This window comes from Loktanella salsilacus (genome assembly GCF_024206795.1).
GTDB lineage: Bacteria > Pseudomonadota > Alphaproteobacteria > Rhodobacterales > Rhodobacteraceae > Loktanella > Loktanella salsilacus.
Genome location: NZ_CP072994.1, coordinates 130727 through 152174, shown reverse-complemented (window position 1 = coordinate 152174; position 21448 = coordinate 130727). Strand labels below are relative to the sequence as shown.

Genomic DNA, 21448 nt, shown 5'->3' with positions numbered 1-21448 from the left:
GTCCAAGCCGTTTTGCCCTGTTGCCTTTCAGGCGCGGTTGATGTCTCAAAAGGCAAGTTTTGTAAAAAGATGGGAGTGATACGCGATGAAGGTATTGGTGCCGGTCAAACGCGTGATCGACTATAACGTGAAGGTTCGCGTCAAAGCGGACGGTTCAGGTGTCGATCTGGCCAACGTAAAAATGTCGATGAACCCTTTCGACGAAATCGCCGTCGAAGAGGCGATCCGCCTGCGTGAAGCAGGTAAGGTCGAAGAAGTCATCGCCGTATCTATCGGCGTAAAGCAAGCGCAGGAAACCCTGCGCACCGCCCTCGCCATGGGCGCGGACCGTGCGATTCTTGTCGTGGCCGCTGATGATGTCCACACGGACATCGAACCGTTGGCCGTTGCAAAAATCCTCAAAGCGATCGTCGACGAAGAACAGCCGGGCCTCGTGCTCTGCGGCAAGCAGGCGATCGATAACGACATGAACGCCACCGGTCAGATGCTGGCCGCGCTGCTGGGCTGGTCGCAGGCGACATTCGCCTCCGAAGTCGGAATCGACGGCGATCATGCGACTGTGACGCGCGAAGTTGATGGCGGCTTGCAGACCATCAAGGTCAAAATGCCGACAGTCGTGACCGTCGACCTGCGCCTGAACGAGCCGCGCTATGCGTCGCTGCCGAACATCATGAAGGCCAAGAAAAAACCGCTGGATGAAAAGACGCCCGCTGATTACGGCGTTGACGTCAGCCCGCGCCTGACGGTCGTCAAAACCAGCGAGCCTGCTACACGCTCTGCTGGTATCATCGTGAAATCCGTCGACGAACTTGTCGCGAAACTTAAAGAAGCGGGGGCTGTGTAATGGCTGTTCTTCTGATTGGTGAAGTTACCGACGGCGCGCTGAACGCTGATGCCACCGGCAAGGCCGTCGCGGCCGTGAAATCGCTGGGCGATGTGACGGTCCTGTGTGCGGGTGCCTCTGCATCCGCTGCTGCTGCCGAAGCGGCCAAAATCGACGGCGTCGCACGCGTGCTTTGCGCCGAAGATGCCGCGCTGGGTCACCGTCTGGCAGAGCCAACGGCCGACCTGATCGTCAAGCTGGCGGGTGACTACACCCACATCGCCGCGCCGGGCACGACGGACGCCAAGAATGTCATGCCGCGCGTCGCCGCGTTGCTGGATTGTCAGATCATCTCTGAGGTGACTGCGGTCGTCGATGCGGACACGTTTGAGCGTCCGATCTACGCAGGTAACGCGATCCAGACTGTTAAATCAGCTGACGCGATCAAGGTTCTGACCGTGCGCACCGCAGGGTTTGATGCTGCTGGCATGGACGGGTCCGCTTCAGTCGATACGATCGACGCCGCGGGCAACCCGAACCTGTCCGAGTGGATCGAAGACAAAGTTGCGGCCTCTGACCGGCCGGAACTGACGTCGGCTGGCGTCGTTGTGTCTGGCGGCCGCGGTCTTGGCTCTGAAGAGAACTTTGCCATGATCGAAAAACTGGCGGACAAGCTGGGTGCCGCTGTCGGTGCGTCCCGCGCTGCAGTCGATTCGGGCTATGCTCCTAATGACTGGCAGGTTGGTCAGACCGGTAAGGTCGTCGCACCCGACCTGTATGTGGCCGTCGGCATTTCCGGCGCCATCCAGCACTTGGCTGGCATGAAGGACAGCAAAATCATCGTCGCGATTAACAAGGACGAAGAGGCACCAATCTTTCAGGTGGCCGATTACGGCCTTGTTGCAGACCTGTTTGATGCGGTGCCAGAGCTAACCGAAAAGCTTTAAGCACTCGCTGCTATCAATGGAAAAGGGCGCGCTCATCTGGCGCGCCCTTTTTTATGTCACGCCGCTTTGTGCAGGATCTGCTGCAGAGCAGGCACCAACTTGGCAGCGGCCTCTTGATGGCAGCCGATACTCAACATCTCGGACGCGGCCTTGGCTTGCGCGGGGGAAAAATACATCCCCTTGGTGCCCATTGACAAAGCAACCGGACTTGGCTGCGCCTCGACCACGCTCAAAACTTGCGGGCGCAGTTGGTCAATCATACTCGCGGTGATGAACAACGGATCGGCTGACAGCTTGCCAGGCCGCGAATCCCACGGGACGTCAGACAACGGTTCCTTAGAAAACCAAAGCAGAATGGTGCGCGGACCGATCTGGTTCAGCATATTGCGCATCCGCGCGACCCAAGCCTCTCTCAGCTCTGACACGACGATGTCAAACCTTTCGGGGGACCGGGCGTAAAGGCTGGTCAGCATGTGGCGCGTAAAGGTAAAATCCGCGAAATCCACGTCGGAAAAGATCGCTTGCATCACAGTCGATGCACGCAAAAAGCGGTCATTCCGGCGCGGATGCACTGAATAGAACCGGTTCGAAAGGTAATTCGCCCCCATCACCTGTACCACAGTCACCTTGGCGTCATGGCACGTCGCCATGATGGTCGGATCGTTCACAAAGGCATCGACCCCGCCATTCACACAGCCCAAGTTCACGCAGGTTTGCCCGATTTCCCGCTCTACCAGCGCGGCCAGTGGCCGGTCGATAAATTTGCCAAATGTCTCTGTCCCGCCAACAAACGCGACATAGGGCGTGTCTAACCGCCGTTTGGGCCCGCGAAAGAAAATGCGGGATAACCCATAGCGACAAGGGGCATAGTGCAGTCCGGCACTATCGATTTCATCATGCTTCATTCGCTTCACCACAGATCGTTTCGTCATCCTTGGATTGCAGATTCGCGGATTCGTATTTCGATTTCGCTAAGTTAGGGATTTAAGCCTGATTTTAATGATCACTGGCGCTTGATGGCGCTACGCAGCACGGCCTATGCTGCGGTCACGTCAGACAAAGGATCATAGACATGGCAATCGAACGCGTTGGTATCGTGGGGGCCGGCCAAATGGGCAACGGCATCGCGCATGTCTTTGCAGTTGCAGGATATGATGTGCTTTTGACGGATGTCAGTCAGGATGCGCTGGACCGCGCCGTCGCCTTGATCGACCGAAATTTGACACGCCAAGTGTCCAAGGATTTGATCGACGATGCCGCAAAAAACGCGGCCATGAAACGCATCGTCACCACTGCGAAATTGACCGATTTGGGCCAGACCGACCTCATTATCGAGGCCGCGACAGAGCGCGAGACGATCAAACAGGCCATTTTCGAGGATCTGCTTCCCCATCTGAAGCAGGACACGATTCTCACGTCGAACACCTCTTCGATCTCGATCACCCGTCTGGCGTCCCGCACGGATCGGCCCGAACGGTTCATGGGCTTCCACTTTATGAACCCCGTTCCGATCATGCAGCTGGTGGAATTGATCCGCGGCATTGCAACAGACGAGCCGACCTTCCGCGCCTGCGAGGCGGTCGTGGCGCGCCTTGGCAAAACCTCTACCGCATCCGAAGACTTCCCAGCCTTCATCGTGAATCGGATCCTCATGCCGATGATCAACGAGGCGATTTATACGCTGTATGAAGGCGTCGGATCGGTGCAATCGATCGATACGTCCCTTAAGCTGGGTGCAAATCACCCCATGGGGCCGCTCGAACTGGCCGACTTCATCGGACTAGATACATGCCTTGCGATCATGAACGTCCTGCATGACGGGCTGGCCGACACCAAATACCGCCCCTGCCCCCTGCTTACCAAATATGTAGAGGCGGGGTGGCTTGGCCGCAAATCACAGCGCGGGTTCTATGACTATCGCGGCGAGACCCCGGTACCGACACGCTGACCCAAGGCCAGCGTTTGCGCCCGTAGCCATGCCATCAGCCCCCGCGGATCGGCAATGCGCGCGTTAAGATCATCATAAGGTATCGCCTGCCCGACCACCGGCGCGAAAACTGTGTTTCGCGTACGGGCAACCTCATGCAGCAAAAGGCTTTGGCGCAGCAACGGTGAAATTCGGTTCGCGATTTGGTAGGCGCGTGAATTTGCGCCAGGGAAAAAGCACGGGACTACGGTTGCGCCGGACATGCGGATCAACTTGGCGGTAAAGACGTTCCACTCTGCCTCCTCGGCTTTGGCGAAGGCGCGCGGCGCAGATGCGACGACGCCGGACGGGAATAAAGCGATCATGCCGTCTTGCGACAGATGATCCATCGCCTGACGGCGCATTTCGATCATCTTGGCCTGCGCATCCGGCTGGTGCGGAAACGGGACGGAAATCATGAAACGTGTCGCTTCCGCGTCAAGGGACGTCAGCAGCGACCGGCTTAGAATGCGGTAATCAGGGCGCCGGCGGCCAATCAGTTCTGCCAGAACCATCCCATCAACCATGCCATGGGGATGATTGGCGACCAGAATCACCGGCCCTGTCTGCGGGATATGGGCAATCTGATCTTCTGGCGTCGTCACACGAATGCCTTGTGCGGCAAGTGTCGCTGACCAGAATGCCTGCCCCGTCGCCGGGCCAGCCTGCTCGTAAGCGCGCACCATGCGAATGACGGTCATCTTGCCCGTCATCCATTCAACGGTTCGAATAAAGCCTTGCCGGAACGGACCATCAAAAGACGACGCATAGCTCAGCGTCCTACGGTCATAAACGATTGGCGTATTTTGGGGCGCGGTCGCCGCGCCGCCTGACTTAGCCGCCTTCGCCGAATTTGTCATCGACAAGCGCCGTTATTGCATCGGACAAGGCCTGCGCGTCAGGACCGCTTGTCTCTACGTCAATCCAGCTGCCGACGGTCGCAGCCAGCATCAGCAGTCCCATAATGCTGTCGCCGCCCGTTTGCATGCCGTCCTTGCTGACTGTCGCCGTGGCATCATGGGCCTCTACGACTTCCACTAATTTCGCCGAGGCGCGGGCGTGAAGCCCCTTAACGTTTTGTATCTTGAGGCGCGTTTGAGCCATTGTCACTGCGGTCCCACGATATGAGAATTAATATAGCGGTGTGCGGCCTCTATCGCCGCATTCACCGCGTCGGGCACGGATTTGCCACGCGACTTCGCCAGCTTAATCAGCATTGGCAGGTTGGCTCCATATAGGATCCGACGGTTGTCCGGGCTGCACGCGCGCAGGCTTAGGTTACTGGGAGAGCCGCCAAACATATCGGTTACGATGATAACGCCCTGGCCCGTATCGACGGCATCAGCAGCATCACAAATCTCGGCCTGTTTGGCATTGCGGTCATCATCTGGCGCAATCGCAATTGCCTGAATCCCGTCTTGGCGTCCGACAACATGTTCGACCGCCAACAGATATTCTCGCGCCAGGTTCCCGTGCGCCACGATGACGATTCCGATCAAGCGTTCTGTCCCCGCACTCCGCTGGCCCCAGACCCAATCCCAGTTCCGTCGCGGCGTTCCATTTCCCTGTGGCGTTTAGATACGGGCCAGCCGTCTAGCGCAAGGGATGCTGCCAGCCTTTCGGTCAGGACGACAGACCGGTGTTGCCCGCCGGTACAACCCAGACCGATGGACAGATGCGCGCGCCCCTCGTCTTTGTGCGCTGGTAGCACCAAATCAAGCAGGCCTTTGATTTGCGCCACAAACGGATCAAATCGCGGATCTTGCGCGACATAGGCTGCCACATCAGCATCCCGGCCGTCCAACGCGCGCAGCAGCGGATCCCAATGCGGATTGCGCAAAAAGCGGCAGTCAAACACCATGTCCAGCCCGCGCGGCAGACCGCGCTTGTAAGAAAAAGACTGCACGGAAATGCCAAGCAGCTTGCCCTTACCTTGGGCGAACAGACGTTCAACCTCGCTGCGCAGGTCGTGCGGCGACAGATCCGAGGTGTCGACAAGCACATCAGCGCGGGCACGAATCGGGCCCAAAAGCTCTTTTTCCGCGGCAATCCCGGCCTGTGGCGGCCCAGCGGGCGCTAGCGGATGATGCCGGCGCGTTTCGGAATAGCGCCGGATCAGCACGTCATCGTCTGCGTCCAGAAACAGAACCTGCGCGTCATGCCCCATCACACGGCTCAAGCGGTCAATCGCCTCGATCAGGGCATTGGTACTGAAATCCCGATTGCGCACATCAAGCCCAAGCGCCAGCGGCCCTGCGACTGCACCATCCAGAAGACGCGGTAGCAACGACAAAGGCAGGTTGTCGATCACTTCGAAACCGATGTCTTCTAGGGCATTGATCGCCGTCGATCGGCCAGCACCAGAAGGCCCAGTGACCAGCACAATGCGGGGGCCCGATAGATCTTCGGCAGATGAAGCGGTTTCAGTCATCAAGCGATCCGGCCCGCGCGCAGGTATTGCAGAAGGGCTGGGGCAAAGGATACGCCGATTGGCCGTTGAATTAAAGGCAGGTTACATCCCAAAAGCGTTAGACTTTGCAGATGCGGCAATCGGCCCTCGGCGGTTTGATCAAGATCGACAATACAGACGAGCGGCGCGGGTGAGGCAGGCTTGGCCCGCAGAATGCCAACACCCCGCGCCTCGATCATGCCGCGCAAAGCTGCCGGGCAACTTGCGACGACGTGGTCCACACGGCGGGACAATATGATGCGATCATCGCCAATCAAGTCTGCGCCAAAGGCCATAAGCTCCAACGCCAGCGCTGACTTTCCAGACCCTGACGCACCACGAATCAACATGCCGCGCCCGTTCAAAGACACGGCGCTTGCGTGGATCGTTTCGGTCACGAATTAAACCGGCAAGCCCACAACAAACCGCGCACCAAGCGGATCTGAAGTGACGTCGACTTCGGTTGGGCGAATGTTTTCCGCCCAAATTACGCCGCCATGCGCCTCGACGATCTGTTTACTGATCGCAAGGCCGAGCCCCGAATTGTTACCGAACTGTCCCTCTGGGCGCTCGGAGTAGAAGCGCTTGAAAATCTTAGTCAGCGCGCCGTCAGGAATGCCGGGGCCGGTATCTTCAACCACGACAAGGATCCGGTTTTCCCGGCGGCGCGCCCAAACGCGAATGGCATCGCCGTCTTCGCAGAACGAAATCGCGTTGGTAATCAGGTTTACGAAAACCTGCGCCAAACGTCCCTCTAGGCCTTGAACCATGATCCCCTGATCCGGCAGGTCAGAGATGTATTCAATTCCCTTGCTTTCGGCTTCGCGGCCAAGGAATTCATTCAGATTGCCCAACATTCTAAGCAGATCGAATGTCTCTTCTTCTTCTTTGACAAGCTCTGAATCCAGACGCGACGCGTTCGAGATATCACTTACGAGGCGATCCAGACGGCGGACGTCATGTTCGATCACTTCTAGTAGCTTTTCGCGATGCTCTTCTTTCTTGACGATCCGCAGTGACCCAACGGCAGAGCGAAGAGAGGCGAGCGGGTTTTTAATCTCGTGCGCGACGTCAGCAGCGAACTGCTCATTCCCCTCGATCCGCTCATAAAGCGCCTGCACCATGCCACGCAAAGCACCCGACAAGCGGCCAATTTCATCCGGCCGCGCCGTGAGGTCGGGAATGCGGATGCGCGTCGGGGCCATTTTACGCGCGTTCTTGTCGCGGCCCAATTCTGCGGCAGCGGCAAGGTCAGCCAGCGGATTCGCAATGGTCGAGGCAAGCACAAGGCTTAGAATCACACTAACTGCCATGCTGACCAAAAACAGGCGCAACACCTGCTCGCGCTCTCGGCTAACAAGCGCATCCAATTCGCCCGCGGCGCTGGTGATGGACACGACGCCGACGGGGCGACCATCTTGTTCGATCGCCGTCGCGACGACGAAATTTGTACCAAGCGCAGTCTGCAAAGCCCGTACATCAATGCCACGCTCCATCACCCGCGCCACGTCTTCAGCGGTGAGTGTCAGCGGATCTGCGGACAAGGTTTGATCCGCAGGAACCAGATTGCGCAGCGCAGTCCACGCCCGCGATAGGGCGTCAGTGATAATAGTGCGGCTATCGTCGGGTTGAAGTTCTTTAACGGCAGCAGCGCTGGATTTACCGGTTGCTGTCGCCAGTTGGCGACCTGTTGGCCCGAATATATTGACGATGATGCCGCCGCGCAGGTCCATATCGTTCAACGTACGAACCACATCGATCCCGTCGCCGCTGGCCAGATCAACGGGCGCGGTCAAAGGCATACGGGCTTCTAGAACATCGGCGATCAGTTCTGCCTCGTTCACCAAGCCAGAAGCGCGCTGATATGCCAGATTATCACGCGACGGGTTCAAGTAGAGCACGCCGGACACGAGCAAAATCATGGCTAACAAATTGAAAGTAATGATTTTGCGCGCAATCGGAGAGGACCGTAGGTTCACCATCCGCCGCTTTTTGCGATGGCGCAGCATTTCCTGCTCGTTTGCCGATTGCGGCGCGATCCAGTCGTCACCCAGCACAAGATCAGGCTCGTTCCGTGCGGCACGCCGCACGGAGTTCAGATCGCGCACATCAATATGGCGGGCAGCCTCGCTCATGATCAGGCTTCGTTATACCGGTAACCGATACCATAAAGCGTTTCGATTGCCGAAAACTCGTCATCGGCCTGACGCATTTTCTTGCGCAAACGCTTGATATGGCTGTCGATTGTACGGTCATCCACATAAATCTGGTCGTCATAGGCGACGTCCATCAACTGATCCCGCGACTTCACGAAACCGGGACGCTGCGCCAGCGCCTGCAACAGCAGGAATTCGGTGACGGTCAACGACACATCGTTGCCCTTCCACTTCACCGCGTGCCGCAGGGGGTCCATTGTCAGTTCTCCGCGGACCATGACCTTGTTGTCCTCGGTCTCTTCCACGACTTCGCCGCCGATCACATCCTGACGGCGCAGCAGCGCGCGGATACGCTCGACCAACAGACGCTGGCTAAACGGCTTTTTGACGTAGTCATCAGCGCCCATACGCAGGCCCAACACTTCGTCAATTTCGTCGTCTTTCGACGTCAAAAAGATCACAGGCATAGAGGTTTTCTGCCGCAGTCGCTGCAACAGGTCCATGCCATCCATGCGCGGCATCTTAATATCAAGGACAGCCATATCTGGCATGCGCTTGTTAAAAGCATCCAACGCGGACTGACCGTCGTTATAGGTTTCCACCTCGAAGCCTTCAGCCTCGAGTGTCATTGACACGGATGTCAGAATATTTCGATCGTCATCGACAAGTGCGATCCTGGCCATGGGTTTTCCCCTACTGCTCGATTGTTGTTATTAACTGCTTTTCCCAGAATCTTTCATGCTTTTGCCATAGCGAATCAACCCTCTATCGCGAATCAAGCGCTGATCCGTGCCTTATTTGCGGCACAAAACGCAAAGGAATGGCTAATGGGTCACAAAGTTGCGCAAGACGCCGCCTTGGTTGCGCTAACATGTCGCTGGTTGCGCTAACGTCGCAATTCCGGTCTGTTCGGTCGCAAAAGCATGGTGCTAAGAGAGGTCAGCCAAAGAGGCCACAAACCCCAAGGAGCGCACCCATGGACCACGGAACGGTCAACCCCGCGATGAAACTTGAAAACCAAGGCATCACCGGACTGGGCGCTGTCTATTATAACATGGCCGCCGCCGACCTTCAGACCGCCGCTGTTGCGAATGGTGAAGGCATCAACGGCAAGGGCGGCACTTTCCTTGTGACCACCGGCAAACACACGGGCCGGTCGCCAAAAGACAAGTTCGTTGTACGCACGCCAGAGGTCGAAGACACGATCTGGTGGGACAACAACCCGCCTATGGACCCGGCCAAGTTCGACACGCTTTACGCCGACATGCTGGCCCACATGAACGGCGGCACGGCCTATGTGCAGGACCTGTTCGGCGGCGCGGACCCTGCTTACCGCTTGGATGTACGCGTCGTGACAGAACTCGCATGGCACGGCCTGTTCATCCGTCACCTACTGCGCCGGCCAGAGCATTCTGAACTGAGCAGCTTTGCGCCAGAATTCACCATCATCAACGTTCCCAGCTTCAAAGCCGACCCGGCCAAGCATGGCTGCCGAAGCGAGACCGTCATCGCGCTGAACTTTGCGAAAAAGCTGATCCTGATCGGCGGCACAGAATATGCTGGCGAAAATAAGAAGTCGGTCTTTACGCTTTTGAATTACTTGCTGCCCGATAAAGGCATCATGCCGATGCACTGTTCAGCTAATCACGCGACAGGGAACCCCGTTGATACGGCCGTATTTTTCGGCCTGTCCGGCACGGGCAAGACAACCTTGTCCGCCGACCCGGCCCGGACGCTGATCGGCGACGATGAACATGGCTGGTCCGATCGCGGCGTCTTTAACTTTGAAGGTGGCTGCTACGCCAAGACGATCAACCTGCGGGCAGAGGCAGAGCCAGAAATCTACGCCACCTGCGCGATGCCGCACACGGTCATCGAAAACATGGTGCACGACCCGGACACGCTAGAACTCGACTTTGACGACACCAGCCTGACCGCAAACATGCGCTGCGCTTACCCGCTCGATTATATCTCTAATGCGTCAGACACCGCGCTTGGTGGTCACCCTAAAAACATCATCATGCTGACCTGCGATGCCTTTGGTGTACTGCCACCGATCAGCCGCCTGACTCCAGCGCAAGCGATGTATCACTTCCTGTCCGGCTTCACATCCAAGGTCGCTGGCACCGAACGCGGTGTGACAGAGCCAGAGCCGACGTTTTCCACCTGCTTTGGCGCGCCCTTCATGCCGCGTCGGCCAGAAGTCTACGGCAAGCTGTTGCAGGAAAAGATCGCGACCCACGGCGCCACCTGCTGGTTGGTCAACACCGGCTGGACCGGCGGGGCCTACGGCACAGGCTCGCGGATGCCGATCAAGGCAACCCGCGCGCTGCTGACCGCCGCACTTGACGGCAGCTTGACTGAAGAAAGCTTCCGCAAGGATCCGAACTTTGGCTTTGACGTGCCCGTCGCCTGCGAAGGCGTCGATACGGTCTTGCTGAACCCGCGCGACACGTGGGCCGACCCCGCTGCATACGATGCACAGGCGGCCAAGCTGGTGCAGATGTTCTCGGACAACTTTGCCAAATACGTCCCGTTCATTGACGAAGACGTCAAGGCAGCCGCGATCGGCTAAGGGGCGCTGCCTTTTGAAATGGTGCCTGTTCAGCGCCGCTAAATTGATTAGGGTCAGGCCATGCGCCTGACCCTTTTCATATCAATCCTGCTTGCAACGCCCGTATGCGCTGCGCCTGACACCTTCGTCAGCCCTGCGATTGGCGCGTTGGAAAGCGGCGTCATCTGCCCGCCGCCCTCTGTCGGCGATGCACCCGCGCCCGGCACCGTTGCGGGCGTGACCCATCTGGTCAACGAAGATCCGCCATTCGTGTCCATGTCGCGCCGCGTGCCGGCAGTGCTAGGGATTGGTTTCGGTGTAAAAACTTTGACCGCCGACATATTGGGCTTGTCCGAAGTCACGATGACCGTCACCCACCCGCCGATGGGCAAGGACGGCGCAACGCAGCAAAGCTTCCTTACGCGAATTGATGGCGGCACGCCGTCGCTGACGTTCTACCAATTCGATTTCGCCTACGAACTGGTGCAGGGCACGTGGGAAATGGAAGCGGTCAAAAATGGCGAGGTTTTGTATCGCACCACGTTTGACGTCGTTGCCCCAAAGGATGCGCCCGAACTGGCCCGTATCTGCGGGTTTGAAGAGCTGCTGTCCTAGGTCAGCCCATCAATCCGCGACGGATCAGGTTAATTCCCGCCACGATCAAAACCAGCAGCGTCACCTTGCGGAACATCTCTTGATTAAAACGATCACCCAGGCGGAATCCGGCCCACATTCCGATCACGGCAGGCACGACCAGCAGCGCTGACAGCTGCCACGTATGCGCGTTCAACACACCCGATTTCAGGTGACCCAGGAAAAGCATCACAGAACCAAGGCCATAGATAACGCCCTGCACAGCCATCTGCTTTGCCCGCGGCGTGCGCAACGCCAGCAGATACAGCACCGTCGGCGGTCCCCATGTCCCGGCAAGTCCGCCAAGCGTACCTGCAGCTAATCCCGCGCCCCACTCAAAGGGTCTGCGCAAATGCCCCGGGATCGTGGGCTGCCAGCCAAGAAGCTGCACTGCACAGAGCGCGACAACCGGCACACCAAGGATCACGAACATCGTATCGGCGGATATCGACGTCAGGAACTGCGCCGACACAAGGATCATCACGCAGACAATCAGCAGATAACGCCAGTGTTCCGCAACCGCCGCCCGCGCGGGGCCAAGGCCAGAACGGGCAATTTGCCACCCGTTGCTAACAAGAATCGGCAAGATGATTCCCGCGACAACAAGCTGCGGATCAATCAGGATGCCCATACCGCTGATCATGATCAGTGGCATCGCAAAGCCGACCGCCCCTTTGATAAAGCCGCCAAGCAGCGTCACCAGACAGGCAAAAAGGACAAGATGAAGCGGGATTACAGCGAGGATATCAGTCATATTGGCGGCACATTGCGCGATCCGTAACCCAAGCGCCACGCAAATCAACCGCGACATTTTCGTATTATTATTGACATAATGGCGCATCAATATTGCGCTGCAGGTGCAAACGTATTATCCGTGCAACTGCAACATAACGAGGACAAGCTGATGGCACACGACGGAGCAGGCCCCATGACAGACACTGTAATTCTGGCGAACCTGACCGATCTGACCAGATCCGCGCTTGCCCCCGTTCTGGCGATTACAGACAGCGCCAAATCCGCCGTCGCCGGACTTGTTACCAAAAATGGCCGTATCTCTGCGCAGTTAATTGAACAGCACCAAACCGCCGCGCATGGGCTTGCTTGGCTGGCGACATATGCCCAAGCCTTGCAGCAAATGCAGTCTTGGGCCGACCGCTTGACCACTGATAACCGCTTTAGCGAGGTCGAAGCGTTGATCCTGCAGATCGCCTTTGGCGAATACCTGTCCCAGATCGCTGGCGGTATCCAGATGAACCAAACAGAGGTCGTGCGTGCCGCCGATCTTGGCCTGACGCCAGCAGACCTTGCCCCGCTAAACGCCCCCGCCCCCGCCGCCTTGATGGCACGTGGCAATACGCAAGCGGCCCGTTCCATGCTGGCACAGCTGATGCAGGACCGCGCCGCAGAGCTGACAGTCGGCGCATCGGGTCTGGACGCAGAGCTTGAGATGATCCGCGATCAATTCCGCCGCTTTAGCCGGGAAAAAGTCGAACCCTTCGCCCACGACTGGCACCTGAAGGACGAACTGATCCCCATGGCGATCATCGACGAAATGGCCGAGATGGGCGTCTTCGGCCTGACCATTCCAGAGGACTTTGGCGGCTTTGGCCTATCGAAATCCGCCATGTGCGTCGTGTCAGAAGAGTTGTCGCGCGGCTATATCGGTGTCGGATCGCTCGGCACCCGGTCCGAAATCGCGGCAGAACTGATACTATGTGGCGGAACGGACGACCAGAAAACCCACTGGTTACCCAAACTGGCCAGCGGTGAAATCCTGCCCACGGCGGTCTTTACCGAACCAAATACAGGCTCTGATCTGGGCGCTTTGCGCACCCGTGCTGTGCCAGACGGCGACGACTGGCAGATCACCGGCAACAAGACCTGGATCACCCACGCCGCCCGCACCCACGTGATGACCGTTTTGGCTCGGACCGAGCCGGACACCACTGACTATCGCGGTTTGTCGATGTTTCTGGCTGAAAAGACCCCGGGCACCGATGAGGCCCCCTTTCCCGATGCCGGCATTACCGGAGGCGAGATCGAAGTCCTCGGTTATCGCGGCATGAAAGAATACGAACTGGCATTTGACGGTTTTGCGGTGAAGGGCGAAAACCTGCTCGGCGGGCAGACGGGCAAGGGTTTCAAGCAGCTGATGCAGACCTTTGAATCCGCCCGCATCCAGACGGCCGCCCGTGCGATTGGCGTGGCGCAATCTGCCCTTGATGAAGGCATGAAGTACGCACAAGACCGCAAGCAATTCGGCAAATCGCTGATCGACTTTCCCCGCGTATCCGGCAAACTGGCGATGATGGCGGTCGAAATCATGGTGGCCCGCCAGCTGACCTATTTCAGTGCCCACGAAAAAGACGAAGGCCGCCGCTGCGACCTAGAGGCCGGGATGGCAAAGCTGCTGGGTGCCCGCGTCGCATGGGCCTGCGCCGACAATGCGCTGCAGATTCACGGCGGCAACGGGTTTGCGCTGGAATACAAAATCAGCCGCATCCTGTGCGACGCGCGCATTCTGAACATCTTTGAAGGCGCCGCCGAAATTCAGGCGCAAGTGATCGCCCGCCGCCTTCTGGACTAAGCTGGCTGCGCGCGGGGCAATCCCAAACGCGGATGCAGGTTGCCGGCTACGATGTAGCCGGCTGCCAATCCAATACCGCACGCCGCAAAGATCCCCGCAACCGGGGCGACCAACAAGATCATCGAGGCCACGGCAGGCGTCGTGATCCCCGATGCGTCGCGGAAGGTCGCATAGACGGCCACCATCTCTGTCCGCTCGGCCGGGCGCACCGCCATCAGGAACGGCAAGCCACCGCAAACGTCGAGCAGAACCAGCGCCACAGACCCAACCATGATGCTGGCCACCGTCAGCCACGGCCAGCCTGACAATAAAAAGCCCACCATGAACAGACTGGACGAGACGGCAAAGCCCAAACGCACGCTACGCCGCACCCCGATCCGCCTGACCCTGCGCAGCATCAGCGGCGTCGTAAACAGCAGCCCGTTGCTCAGGCTCAGCGCGATCGCCGCGACCTTGTCGCCAAGCCCGGCTTCGATGCAAAAGATCGGCAGATAGACGATATAGACCCACCACCCGCAAGACCGCATGACGGCAAAGAACCAGCCCGCAATCAGCCGCGGCTGCGCGGCGAACCGCCCTAGATACGCCAGTGGATTAGGCGCAGGTGCCCGCGCCCGCGCGATCTGCCGCCCGTTCCCAAGCCGCAATCGCCAAAACTCTGCCGCCAGAAACAGCGCAAAAATGCCTGCCAAAATGAACGGCGCTGGTTCCCACCAGTTCAGCAGCGTCACCCCAAGGATCGGCCCGACGCTCCACGGGACAGCGCTATAGACCATGCGCATCGCTTCATTGCGGCTCAGCTCGATCCGGTTGATGTAGTCAAGGACGTAGGCGTTCAGGCAGATGGTAAAGGTTACCGTGCCGACGGCGTTGAACAGCAGCACAAGCGCTTTACCCTGCGCACCGCCAAACAGCGCCATCATGATACCCGCAAGGTAGAACCCGCAGGCCAGTGTCAGCATCCAGCGGCGCGGAATATAGCGCGCCGCGAAGGGTACCATCAGCCCGAAAAACATCGAGCCTATGCCGACGCACAGATAAATCCGGCTGACCACCGCCGCATCGCCGTAGGCGCGATAGATAACAAGCGGCATGACCGACAACAACGTCGCGCGGATGCACGCCTCTAACGCGGCCAGACGGGCGAAATCGCTGATCTTGGGCGTCGGTGCGTGGGTCAGGTAAAGCGGAGCGCGAGGCGCAATCATAGCGCGAAGACCTTGTTGGACCCCTTGCCTGTGACAGCGCCCCGCACGCCGCGCTTTGCCAAACGCGACATCGCGTGTCGATTATGCCTGCCGGACGCCGTCGAGCAATCTGTCGTCCATTTTATCACCATGTAGCACGCTAACATCCCCCGTCGGCTCGAATACCACGGCACGGATCTGCGAAAACTCCAGCGCGTTCGCCTCGCGCAACTTGCCGATTAGATCGCCCGTCGTCATGCCAGAGCGGTGCAAGTTGTCATGCAAGATTTCCCCATCCCGCATGATCAGCAGCGGATCGTTATCCGTGACATCAACCAGCCCCTTCAACCGGGACCGCGCCTGCGCAATGATTGACTGCACGCTAAAAAGTGTCGCCAGCGCCAATGCGCCCTGCCAGAACGGCGTCGTCGTCGACATCGCTGTCGTCGCTACGACCGAACCGATGGCGACCGTGACGGCAAAGTCGAAGCCAGACATTTTGGAAAATGATCGCAAGCCAAACACCCGCGTCAGCGCTACGACGAAAACGATGGCCCCGACGGATTGCACAATAATCTGAATGAATGGTGAAAGCATGGTGATCCTCCTTTTGGTCACAACACGCCCGCCCCGATGATCGTTCCGCCGGCCTTATTCCGATCGCTGAATCGCATCCAACAATCTGTTCCGCGCAGGCAGCACCCGCCCGGCATCAAGCGACCGTATCAGGCGATGCTCAACAAAATAGCCGGTCGTCGCCAATGCCTTGATGATCTCGGGTGTCGTGGCGTCACCCTTTCCGGCTAAGACCGGCGGTAGCAGCAGTAGACGGTCGGCCCACTCACCCGCCGCCTCTCGGCTGACGGCGCGGCCTGACCGCGGCGACACAAATGCAAGATCCTCGTTCACGCCGCGCACCGCGCAGGCGCTTAGGTCCATGCCAAAGCCCAGATCCTCAAGCAGAGCCTGCTCCCACCGCAGATAGGCCAGCGGCCAAACCTCAGTCTGTCCAAGCAAATCCAACAGCTGAACGGTTTGCTTATATAGCGCGCCATGCGCCTCGCGTTCTGGCAGCACGACAGCAAGCAGCCCGCAGACCGCATTCAATCCCGCAAGTGCAAGGCGGTCGCTCATCGCATTCACGGCCCGGCTGCGCAGCGGCTCCACAGTGAATGACCCCAGATGATCGTCCAGCCGCGCTTTCCAAGTCACTGCGATCTGTGCCCCGGGCTGTAGCGACGGCGCAATCTTACGACTGATCCCGCCGCGCACGACCCCAACATGGCGCCCGTGTTCAATCGTAAAGACTTCGACAATCGCCGAGGTCTCTCCATGCGGGCGCACGCGCAGCACTGCGCCTTCATCCTGCCAGCTGATCATAAGCGCGATCCTAGCAACTTCTTCTGGTCTAAAATACCTCCGCCGGAGGCTTGGCTGACCTCGCCTGTCAAATCAGGTCAATCCCGGCTGATCCAGCAAATGGCGACCTTGTCGATCTTCCACCTCGATCACCCAAAGATCACTGTCAAAACTGCGCTGTTTCGCGATAGAGGCATCGACATCCACCTCTGCCCCATCCGCCAGCGTAACCCAGACGCGGTCGCCCGACATCAAATCAAAGGACCGATTAAAGGCAACCGCCTGCCCGTCCAGCGTATTCAGCTTGACCAGCACCGCCCCCGCCGTGGAATCACCGCGCGCGACGACAAAGGCCGGAATATCCATCACCCGCAGCCGCGCCAGATAGGCGCTGACCCAGATGTCCGCCGTCAGGCGCGGTTCAGGCATCGCCGTCTTTAAAGTTCAGGCCCATTTCGTCGTAGCGCTCTTTGTCTTCTAGCCAGTTGGCGCGGACCTTGACCTGCAAGAACAGGTGGACTTTGCGGCCCAGCAGCTCTTCCATCTCAATGCGGGCGGCCTGGCCGACAGCTTTGATCGTCTCGCCTTTATTGCCCAGCACGATGCCCTTGTGGCCGTCGCGGATCACATAAATCAACTGGTCGATCTTGGCAGATCCATCGGGGCGCTCTTCCCAGTTTTCGGTCTCGACCGTTAGCTGATAGGGCAGTTCTTGATGCAGGCGCAGTGTCAGTTTCTCGCGCGTCATTTCGGCTGCAATGTTGCGCAGCGGCGAATCAGAGATTTCGTCGTCCGGATACAGCCAAGGCCCCGCAGGGACCGCGCCTGCAAGCCAATGCTTCAGCGCGTCGCAACCGTGGCCGCGCTCTGCGCTGATCATAAAGGTTTCTTCGAAAGCATAGGTTTCGTTCATCTGCTGCGACAGCTGCAGCAGCGCTTCGGTTTTGACCCGGTCGATCTTGTTGATCGCCAGTGCGACTTTGGCTTTGCCAACGCGGGTGGCAAGCACCTCTAGAATTGCTTTGACGCCCGCCGTCACACCGCGGTTTGCCTCGATCAGCAGCACGACCACATCCGCGTCGCCAGCCCCGCCCCAAGCGGCGGCAACCATCGCGCGGTCAAGCCGGCGCTTTGGCGCGAACAGACCGGGCGTGTCGACGAAGACCAACTGGGATGCGCCATCCTGGGCGACCCCGCGAATACGCGCGCGCGTGGTCTGGACCTTGTGGGTCACGATGCTGACCTTCGCGCCGACCATACGGTTCAGCAGCGTCGATTTGCCTGCGTTCGGCTCTCCGATCAAGGCTACAAAGCCTGCGCGTGTTTCGTCCGTCATTGTCCGACCCTTTCGAGCAGGGCTTGCGCCGCTGCTTGTTCCGCCTGCCGCTTGGCCCCGGCGGTCGCCTCGGCATGTTCGCCGGACTCTAGTGTAACACGAATTGTGAAAACCGGCTGATGATCCGGTCCTGTGCGCGCAACTTCGGTATAAACCGGCGGCGGCGCACCGCGCCCCTGCGCCCATTCTTGCAGCGCCGTCTTGGCGTCGCGCGCATCTGCGGCAACGCTGCCAACACGCGGCTGCCAGTGCTTTAGGATCACTTTGCGCGCGGCATCATAGCCAGCGTCGTAGTAAACCGCAGCAATCACCGCTTCCATCGCATCGGCCAGCAAAGCTTCTTTGCGGCGCCCGCCGGATTGCATTTCAGACCGGCCCAGTTTTAACACTTCGCCCAGCCCGATTTCCCGCGCCACATCGGCGCAGGTTTCGCGGCGCACCAAGGCGTTGTAGCGCGGAGCAAGCAGCCCTTCGGCAGCGCCCGGATCAGCCTGCAACAATGCTTCGGCAATCACGAGTCCAAGGACTCGGTCACCCAAAAACTCTAGTCGCTGGTTGTCGTCGCGGTGCACGCTCGACATGCTGGAATGCGTTACCGCGCGCACCAAAAGAGCTGGGTCGGCAAAGTCGTGACCCACGCGGGCGGCAAAGCCCGTCAATTGTACTGATAGCTTCACTCGATCCCCTTGAAGAAACGATCGCTGCGCCACGTCCAGAACGCCAGCATCGACGCCCCCGCAGAGGAAAAGATGACGCGATCCGCGCGGCCGACGATATCTTCGCGCGGCACAAAGCCCACGCCATTCAGCGACTGCGGTACGCGGCTGTCGGTCGAATTATCGCGGTTGTCGCCCATGAAAAAGAAGTTGTCTGCAGGCACGGTAAAGATGCCGGTGTTATCCAGCGACCGGTTGCCAATGTTCAAAATGTCATGGCTGACGCCGTTCGGTAACGTCTCGCGGCTGCTTTCCTTAATGCAATCGGCATCAAGACCAACAGGACCGTTAGCACAAGCAGGCATTGATCGTTCTGGCCCCTGCGGCGCATAGGTTTCGACAAAGATGCCATTATCTTCGACTTTGACAGCCTCGCCATTGATATAAAGCAGGCCGTCTTTCATCTGGATTTTATCGCCCGGCAAACCAATCAGGCGCTTGATGAAATCGCGGCCTGTGACCGGGTGACGGAACACGACAACATCGCCGCGCTCTGGGTCAGATCCGAACAGACGCTCTGTCTTGCCTTTGAAGGCACCGCAGAAATCATCCGCGCCAATGTCGACATTCAGCGCAGGGATCAGGATCGACGGGCAAGACGCATAGGAATAACCGTAGGCCATCTTGTTTACGAACAAAAAGTCGCCGATCAGCAGCGTGTCTTTCATGGAACCCGACGGAATCCAAAAGGGCTGGAACAGAATTGTGCGGAACAGACCGGCAATCAGCAGCGCATATACCACTGTTTTGACCGTCTCGATCACCCCGGCCATCACACCCGTCTTTTCGGCCATTGCATTATTCCCATTCACAGCTTTGCACGGCTACATGATCGCACGCACCCCCCCTGTCAAGGTAGGGTGCCGAACCCCTGCCCCAACGGGGTTTTCGGTTAAAAACCGTTATTCCGCGACGGGGCGCGCTTCGATCATGACAAAGGCCTGCGCCCAAGGGTGGTCATCTGTCAGGGTGACGTGAATGATTGCCTCGTGCCCCGGCGGCGTCATCTTGTCCAAGCGGTCCTTGGCCCAGCCAGTGACCTCCATCACGGGCTGACCGGTATGCAGGTTGCTCACGGCCATATCTTTCCACGAAATCCCCATGCGAAGGCCTGTGCCCAGCGCCTTGGAACACGCTTCTTTCGCAGCCCAGCGTTTGGCATAGGTGCCGGGGGTATCCTTGCGCCGCTCGGCCTTCGCCTGCTCGGTCGGCGTAAAGACGCGGTTGCGAAAACGGTCACCGAACCGGTCAAGCGTGCCTGCGATCCGGTCGATATTCGCCAGATCAGTGCCGATACCTAGGATCATCCCCGCGCCGCATCCATGCAGCGCCGCATCTCTGCGATGGCGTCCGGCAGGCCGCGAAAGATCGCCTCGCCAATAATGAAGTGCCCGATGTTTAGCTCTCGCACCTCGCGCAGGGCTGCGATGGGGCCAACGCTGTCATAGGTCAGACCGTGGCCCACGTGGATTTCAAGACCAAGGGAGTGGCCATAGGCAGCAGCCTCGGTCAGGCGCGCTAGTTCCCGGTCGCGATCATCCCAGCGTCCGGTCGCCCAAGCGTCGGCATAGGCACCCGCATGCAATTCGATCACCGGCGCGCCAATGCGGTGCGCGGCCTCGACTTGGTCGCGGTCGGCAGCAATGAACAGCGACACCCGGCAGCCCGCGTCGCGCAGGGGCGCGATGTAGTCACCTAGCACATTGGCCTGCCGCGCAACCTCTAGCCCGCCTTCGGTCGTACGCTCTTCGCGCTTTTCCGGCACAAGGCACACGGCGTGGGGCTGGGTCGCCAGCGCAATGCGCTGCATTTCGGCCGTGGCGGCCATTTCAAAGTTCAGCGGCACGCGCAGCGCGGCCTTTAGCCCCGCCATGTCATCATCGCGGATATGCCGGCGATCTTCACGCAGGTGCGCCGTGATACCGTCGGCACCGGCGTCCTGCGCCATCAGCGCGGCACGCACAGGGTCGGGATTGTCACCCCCGCGCGCATTCCGCACGGTGGCCACATGATCGATGTTCACACCCAGTCGCAGCTTTTCGGTCATCACATCACTCCTTCTTTGCGTCGCATCTAGCGTCCCGCAGGTCCCTTGCCACCGGTATCTTTGGGCTGGCCCAGCGATTCCAGCTTGGCACGCAGAATATTCCGTCGCCGTTTCTGATAGGCCTGCAGCACCGGCACCGACAGATAATAGGCAGCGGTTGCCGTGATAATACCCGGCAAAATGCCCCCAATCATATAGGGATAGAAAATATCAAAATAGAAGATCGACAAGCCCTGCCAGTCCATTCGCTCGGGCGTAAAGATCGCAATGACGTTATGCCACAGGTCAGCGCCCGCATCGGCAAACTTTTCGCCCAGCGAAATCGGCGGTCCGTGCGGCTTGCTGCCCAGCAACCAATGTCCGGTCTGGAGCGATACAGCGGCAATCGGAACATAGGTCAGCGGATTACCAAAGAACGTCGCCATCAAGGCAGCCAATATATTGCCGCGCATCACCCGGGCAATCAGCGCCGCAACGATGAAATGCAGTCCGTAAAACGGGGTAAACGTCGTGAACACACCGGCCCAAATGCCGCGCCCGATCTTTTCCGGCGTATCCGGCAAGCGGCGCACCCGGTGCTTGACGTAGGAAAAGGCCCGGCCCCACCCGCCACGCGGATAGACAGCAGCGGTCACGACCTTCCAGATCGGCCGCCTATCCCTGCGCTTGAACACCGCGTGTCCTTCCT

The 21448-nt window shown here is 59.0% G+C and carries 25 protein-coding genes; 6 read left to right on the top strand and 19 right to left on the bottom strand.

All coding sequences use genetic code 11. The features are described 5' to 3' along the window. Positions 1-85: 85 nt before the first annotated feature. Positions 86-844: an electron transfer flavoprotein subunit beta/FixA family protein gene (locus tag KBW81_RS00760; RefSeq protein ID WP_090190664.1), complete on the top strand. Its 759-nt coding sequence runs from the start codon at positions 86-88 to the stop codon at positions 842-844. Further along, on the top strand, positions 844-1770 hold the full coding sequence (locus KBW81_RS00755; RefSeq protein ID WP_254248012.1) for an electron transfer flavoprotein subunit alpha/FixB family protein: 927 nt from the start codon (positions 844-846) through the stop codon (positions 1768-1770). Before KBW81_RS00760 ends, KBW81_RS00755 begins: the two co-directional genes overlap by 1 nt. A 56-nt stretch (positions 1771-1826) precedes the next feature. Here the strand turns inward: KBW81_RS00755 and KBW81_RS00750 are convergent, their stop codons facing one another. Beyond that, positions 1827-2675, bottom strand: coding sequence for a DUF6473 family protein (locus KBW81_RS00750; RefSeq protein ID WP_090190660.1), 849 nt, complete (start codon positions 2673-2675; stop codon positions 1827-1829). A gap of 167 nt (positions 2676-2842) precedes the next feature. Between KBW81_RS00750 and KBW81_RS00745 the strand changes: the two genes are divergently transcribed. Then, a complete protein-coding gene (locus tag KBW81_RS00745) occupies positions 2843-3718 on the top strand; it encodes a 3-hydroxybutyryl-CoA dehydrogenase (protein WP_254248011.1) in 876 nt (291 codons plus the stop codon). On the opposite strand, the gene KBW81_RS00740 is transcribed toward KBW81_RS00745, so the two are convergent. Genes KBW81_RS00740 through KBW81_RS00710 form a run of 7 tightly spaced genes read right to left on the bottom strand, consistent with a single transcriptional unit; the run spans position 3685 to position 9024 of the window. After that, a complete protein-coding gene (locus tag KBW81_RS00740; protein WP_254248010.1) occupies positions 3685-4596 on the bottom strand; it encodes a lysophospholipid acyltransferase family protein in 912 nt (303 codons plus the stop codon). The two genes, KBW81_RS00745 and KBW81_RS00740, sit on opposite strands and share 34 nt — an antisense overlap. After that, positions 4571-4840: an HPr family phosphocarrier protein gene (locus KBW81_RS00735; RefSeq protein ID WP_090190655.1), complete on the bottom strand. Its 270-nt coding sequence runs from the start codon at positions 4838-4840 to the stop codon at positions 4571-4573. The genes KBW81_RS00740 and KBW81_RS00735 overlap by 26 nt, the downstream gene beginning before the upstream one ends. Before the next feature lie 2 nt (positions 4841-4842). Beyond that, a complete protein-coding gene (locus KBW81_RS00730; protein ID WP_090190653.1) occupies positions 4843-5235 on the bottom strand; it encodes a PTS sugar transporter subunit IIA in 393 nt (130 codons plus the stop codon). Beyond that, complete coding sequence (gene rapZ, locus KBW81_RS00725; RefSeq protein ID WP_254248009.1) at positions 5232-6167, bottom strand: RNase adapter RapZ; 936 nt, start codon at positions 6165-6167, stop codon at positions 5232-5234. The genes KBW81_RS00730 and rapZ overlap by 4 nt, the downstream gene beginning before the upstream one ends. Next, positions 6167-6583 carry an HPr kinase/phosphorylase gene (locus KBW81_RS00720; RefSeq protein WP_254248008.1) on the bottom strand — a complete coding sequence of 139 codons (417 nt, stop codon included), beginning with the start codon at positions 6581-6583 and terminating at the stop codon, positions 6167-6169. Before KBW81_RS00720 ends, rapZ begins: the two co-directional genes overlap by 1 nt. Before the next feature lie 3 nt (positions 6584-6586). After that, the gene (locus KBW81_RS00715; RefSeq protein WP_090190648.1) at positions 6587-8320 is read right to left on the bottom strand and encodes a sensor histidine kinase; all 1734 of its coding nucleotides are present in this window, start codon (positions 8318-8320) and stop codon (positions 6587-6589) included. 2 nt (positions 8321-8322) lie between these two features. Then, positions 8323-9024 carry a response regulator transcription factor gene (locus tag KBW81_RS00710; protein WP_090190645.1) on the bottom strand — a complete coding sequence of 234 codons (702 nt, stop codon included), beginning with the start codon at positions 9022-9024 and terminating at the stop codon, positions 8323-8325. A 293-nt stretch (positions 9025-9317) separates the two neighbouring features. Here KBW81_RS00710 and KBW81_RS00705 point away from each other — a divergent pair, with 293 nt between their 5' ends. Further along, positions 9318-10916 (top strand): phosphoenolpyruvate carboxykinase, encoded by a 1599-nt coding sequence (locus KBW81_RS00705; protein ID WP_254248007.1) that lies wholly within the window; start codon positions 9318-9320, stop codon positions 10914-10916. A 60-nt stretch (positions 10917-10976) separates the two neighbouring features. Then, positions 10977-11510, top strand: a complete 534-nt coding sequence (locus KBW81_RS00700; protein ID WP_254248006.1) for a DUF3859 domain-containing protein — start codon at positions 10977-10979, stop codon at positions 11508-11510. Between the two features lies 1 nt (position 11511). On the opposite strand, the gene KBW81_RS00695 is transcribed toward KBW81_RS00700, so the two are convergent. Further along, the gene (locus tag KBW81_RS00695) at positions 11512-12282 is read right to left on the bottom strand and encodes a sulfite exporter TauE/SafE family protein (RefSeq protein ID WP_090190687.1); all 771 of its coding nucleotides are present in this window, start codon (positions 12280-12282) and stop codon (positions 11512-11514) included. A 150-nt stretch (positions 12283-12432) separates the two neighbouring features. Here KBW81_RS00695 and KBW81_RS00690 point away from each other — a divergent pair, with 150 nt between their 5' ends. After that, positions 12433-14115, top strand: a complete 1683-nt coding sequence (locus KBW81_RS00690; protein WP_254248005.1) for an acyl-CoA dehydrogenase family protein — start codon at positions 12433-12435, stop codon at positions 14113-14115. On the opposite strand, the gene KBW81_RS00685 is transcribed toward KBW81_RS00690, so the two are convergent. The 10 genes from KBW81_RS00685 to KBW81_RS00640 form a co-directional block, all read right to left on the bottom strand. After that, the gene (locus tag KBW81_RS00685; RefSeq protein ID WP_254248004.1) at positions 14112-15323 is read right to left on the bottom strand and encodes an MFS transporter; all 1212 of its coding nucleotides are present in this window, start codon (positions 15321-15323) and stop codon (positions 14112-14114) included. The two genes, KBW81_RS00690 and KBW81_RS00685, sit on opposite strands and share 4 nt — an antisense overlap. Positions 15324-15404: 81 nt before the next feature. After that, the gene (locus KBW81_RS00680) at positions 15405-15899 is read right to left on the bottom strand and encodes a DUF421 domain-containing protein (RefSeq protein WP_254248003.1); all 495 of its coding nucleotides are present in this window, start codon (positions 15897-15899) and stop codon (positions 15405-15407) included. Between the two features lie 54 nt (positions 15900-15953). Then, a complete protein-coding gene (gene recO, locus KBW81_RS00675) occupies positions 15954-16682 on the bottom strand; it encodes a DNA repair protein RecO (RefSeq protein WP_254248002.1) in 729 nt (242 codons plus the stop codon). 72 nt (positions 16683-16754) lie between these two features. Next, positions 16755-17090, bottom strand: a complete 336-nt coding sequence (locus KBW81_RS00670) for a DUF1491 family protein (protein WP_090190636.1) — start codon at positions 17088-17090, stop codon at positions 16755-16757. Beyond that, positions 17083-17997: a GTPase Era gene (era, locus tag KBW81_RS00665; protein WP_254248001.1), complete on the bottom strand. Its 915-nt coding sequence runs from the start codon at positions 17995-17997 to the stop codon at positions 17083-17085. Before era ends, KBW81_RS00670 begins: the two co-directional genes overlap by 8 nt. Further along, entirely contained in the window at positions 17994-18674 is a 681-nt protein-coding gene (gene rnc, locus KBW81_RS00660; RefSeq protein WP_090190633.1) for a ribonuclease III, read from the bottom strand. The genes era and rnc overlap by 4 nt, the downstream gene beginning before the upstream one ends. Next, positions 18671-19507, bottom strand: a complete 837-nt coding sequence (lepB, locus tag KBW81_RS00655) for a signal peptidase I (RefSeq protein ID WP_175499357.1) — start codon at positions 19505-19507, stop codon at positions 18671-18673. Before lepB ends, rnc begins: the two co-directional genes overlap by 4 nt. 108 nt (positions 19508-19615) lie before the next feature. After that, positions 19616-20020, bottom strand: coding sequence for a holo-ACP synthase (acpS, locus tag KBW81_RS00650; RefSeq protein WP_254248000.1), 405 nt, complete (start codon positions 20018-20020; stop codon positions 19616-19618). Further along, a complete protein-coding gene (locus tag KBW81_RS00645; RefSeq protein WP_254247999.1) occupies positions 20017-20760 on the bottom strand; it encodes a pyridoxine 5'-phosphate synthase in 744 nt (247 codons plus the stop codon). Before KBW81_RS00645 ends, acpS begins: the two co-directional genes overlap by 4 nt. 26 nt (positions 20761-20786) lie before the next feature. Then, positions 20787-21434: a DUF2062 domain-containing protein gene (locus tag KBW81_RS00640; RefSeq protein WP_254247998.1), complete on the bottom strand. Its 648-nt coding sequence runs from the start codon at positions 21432-21434 to the stop codon at positions 20787-20789. Between the last annotated feature and the right edge of the window lie 14 nt (positions 21435-21448).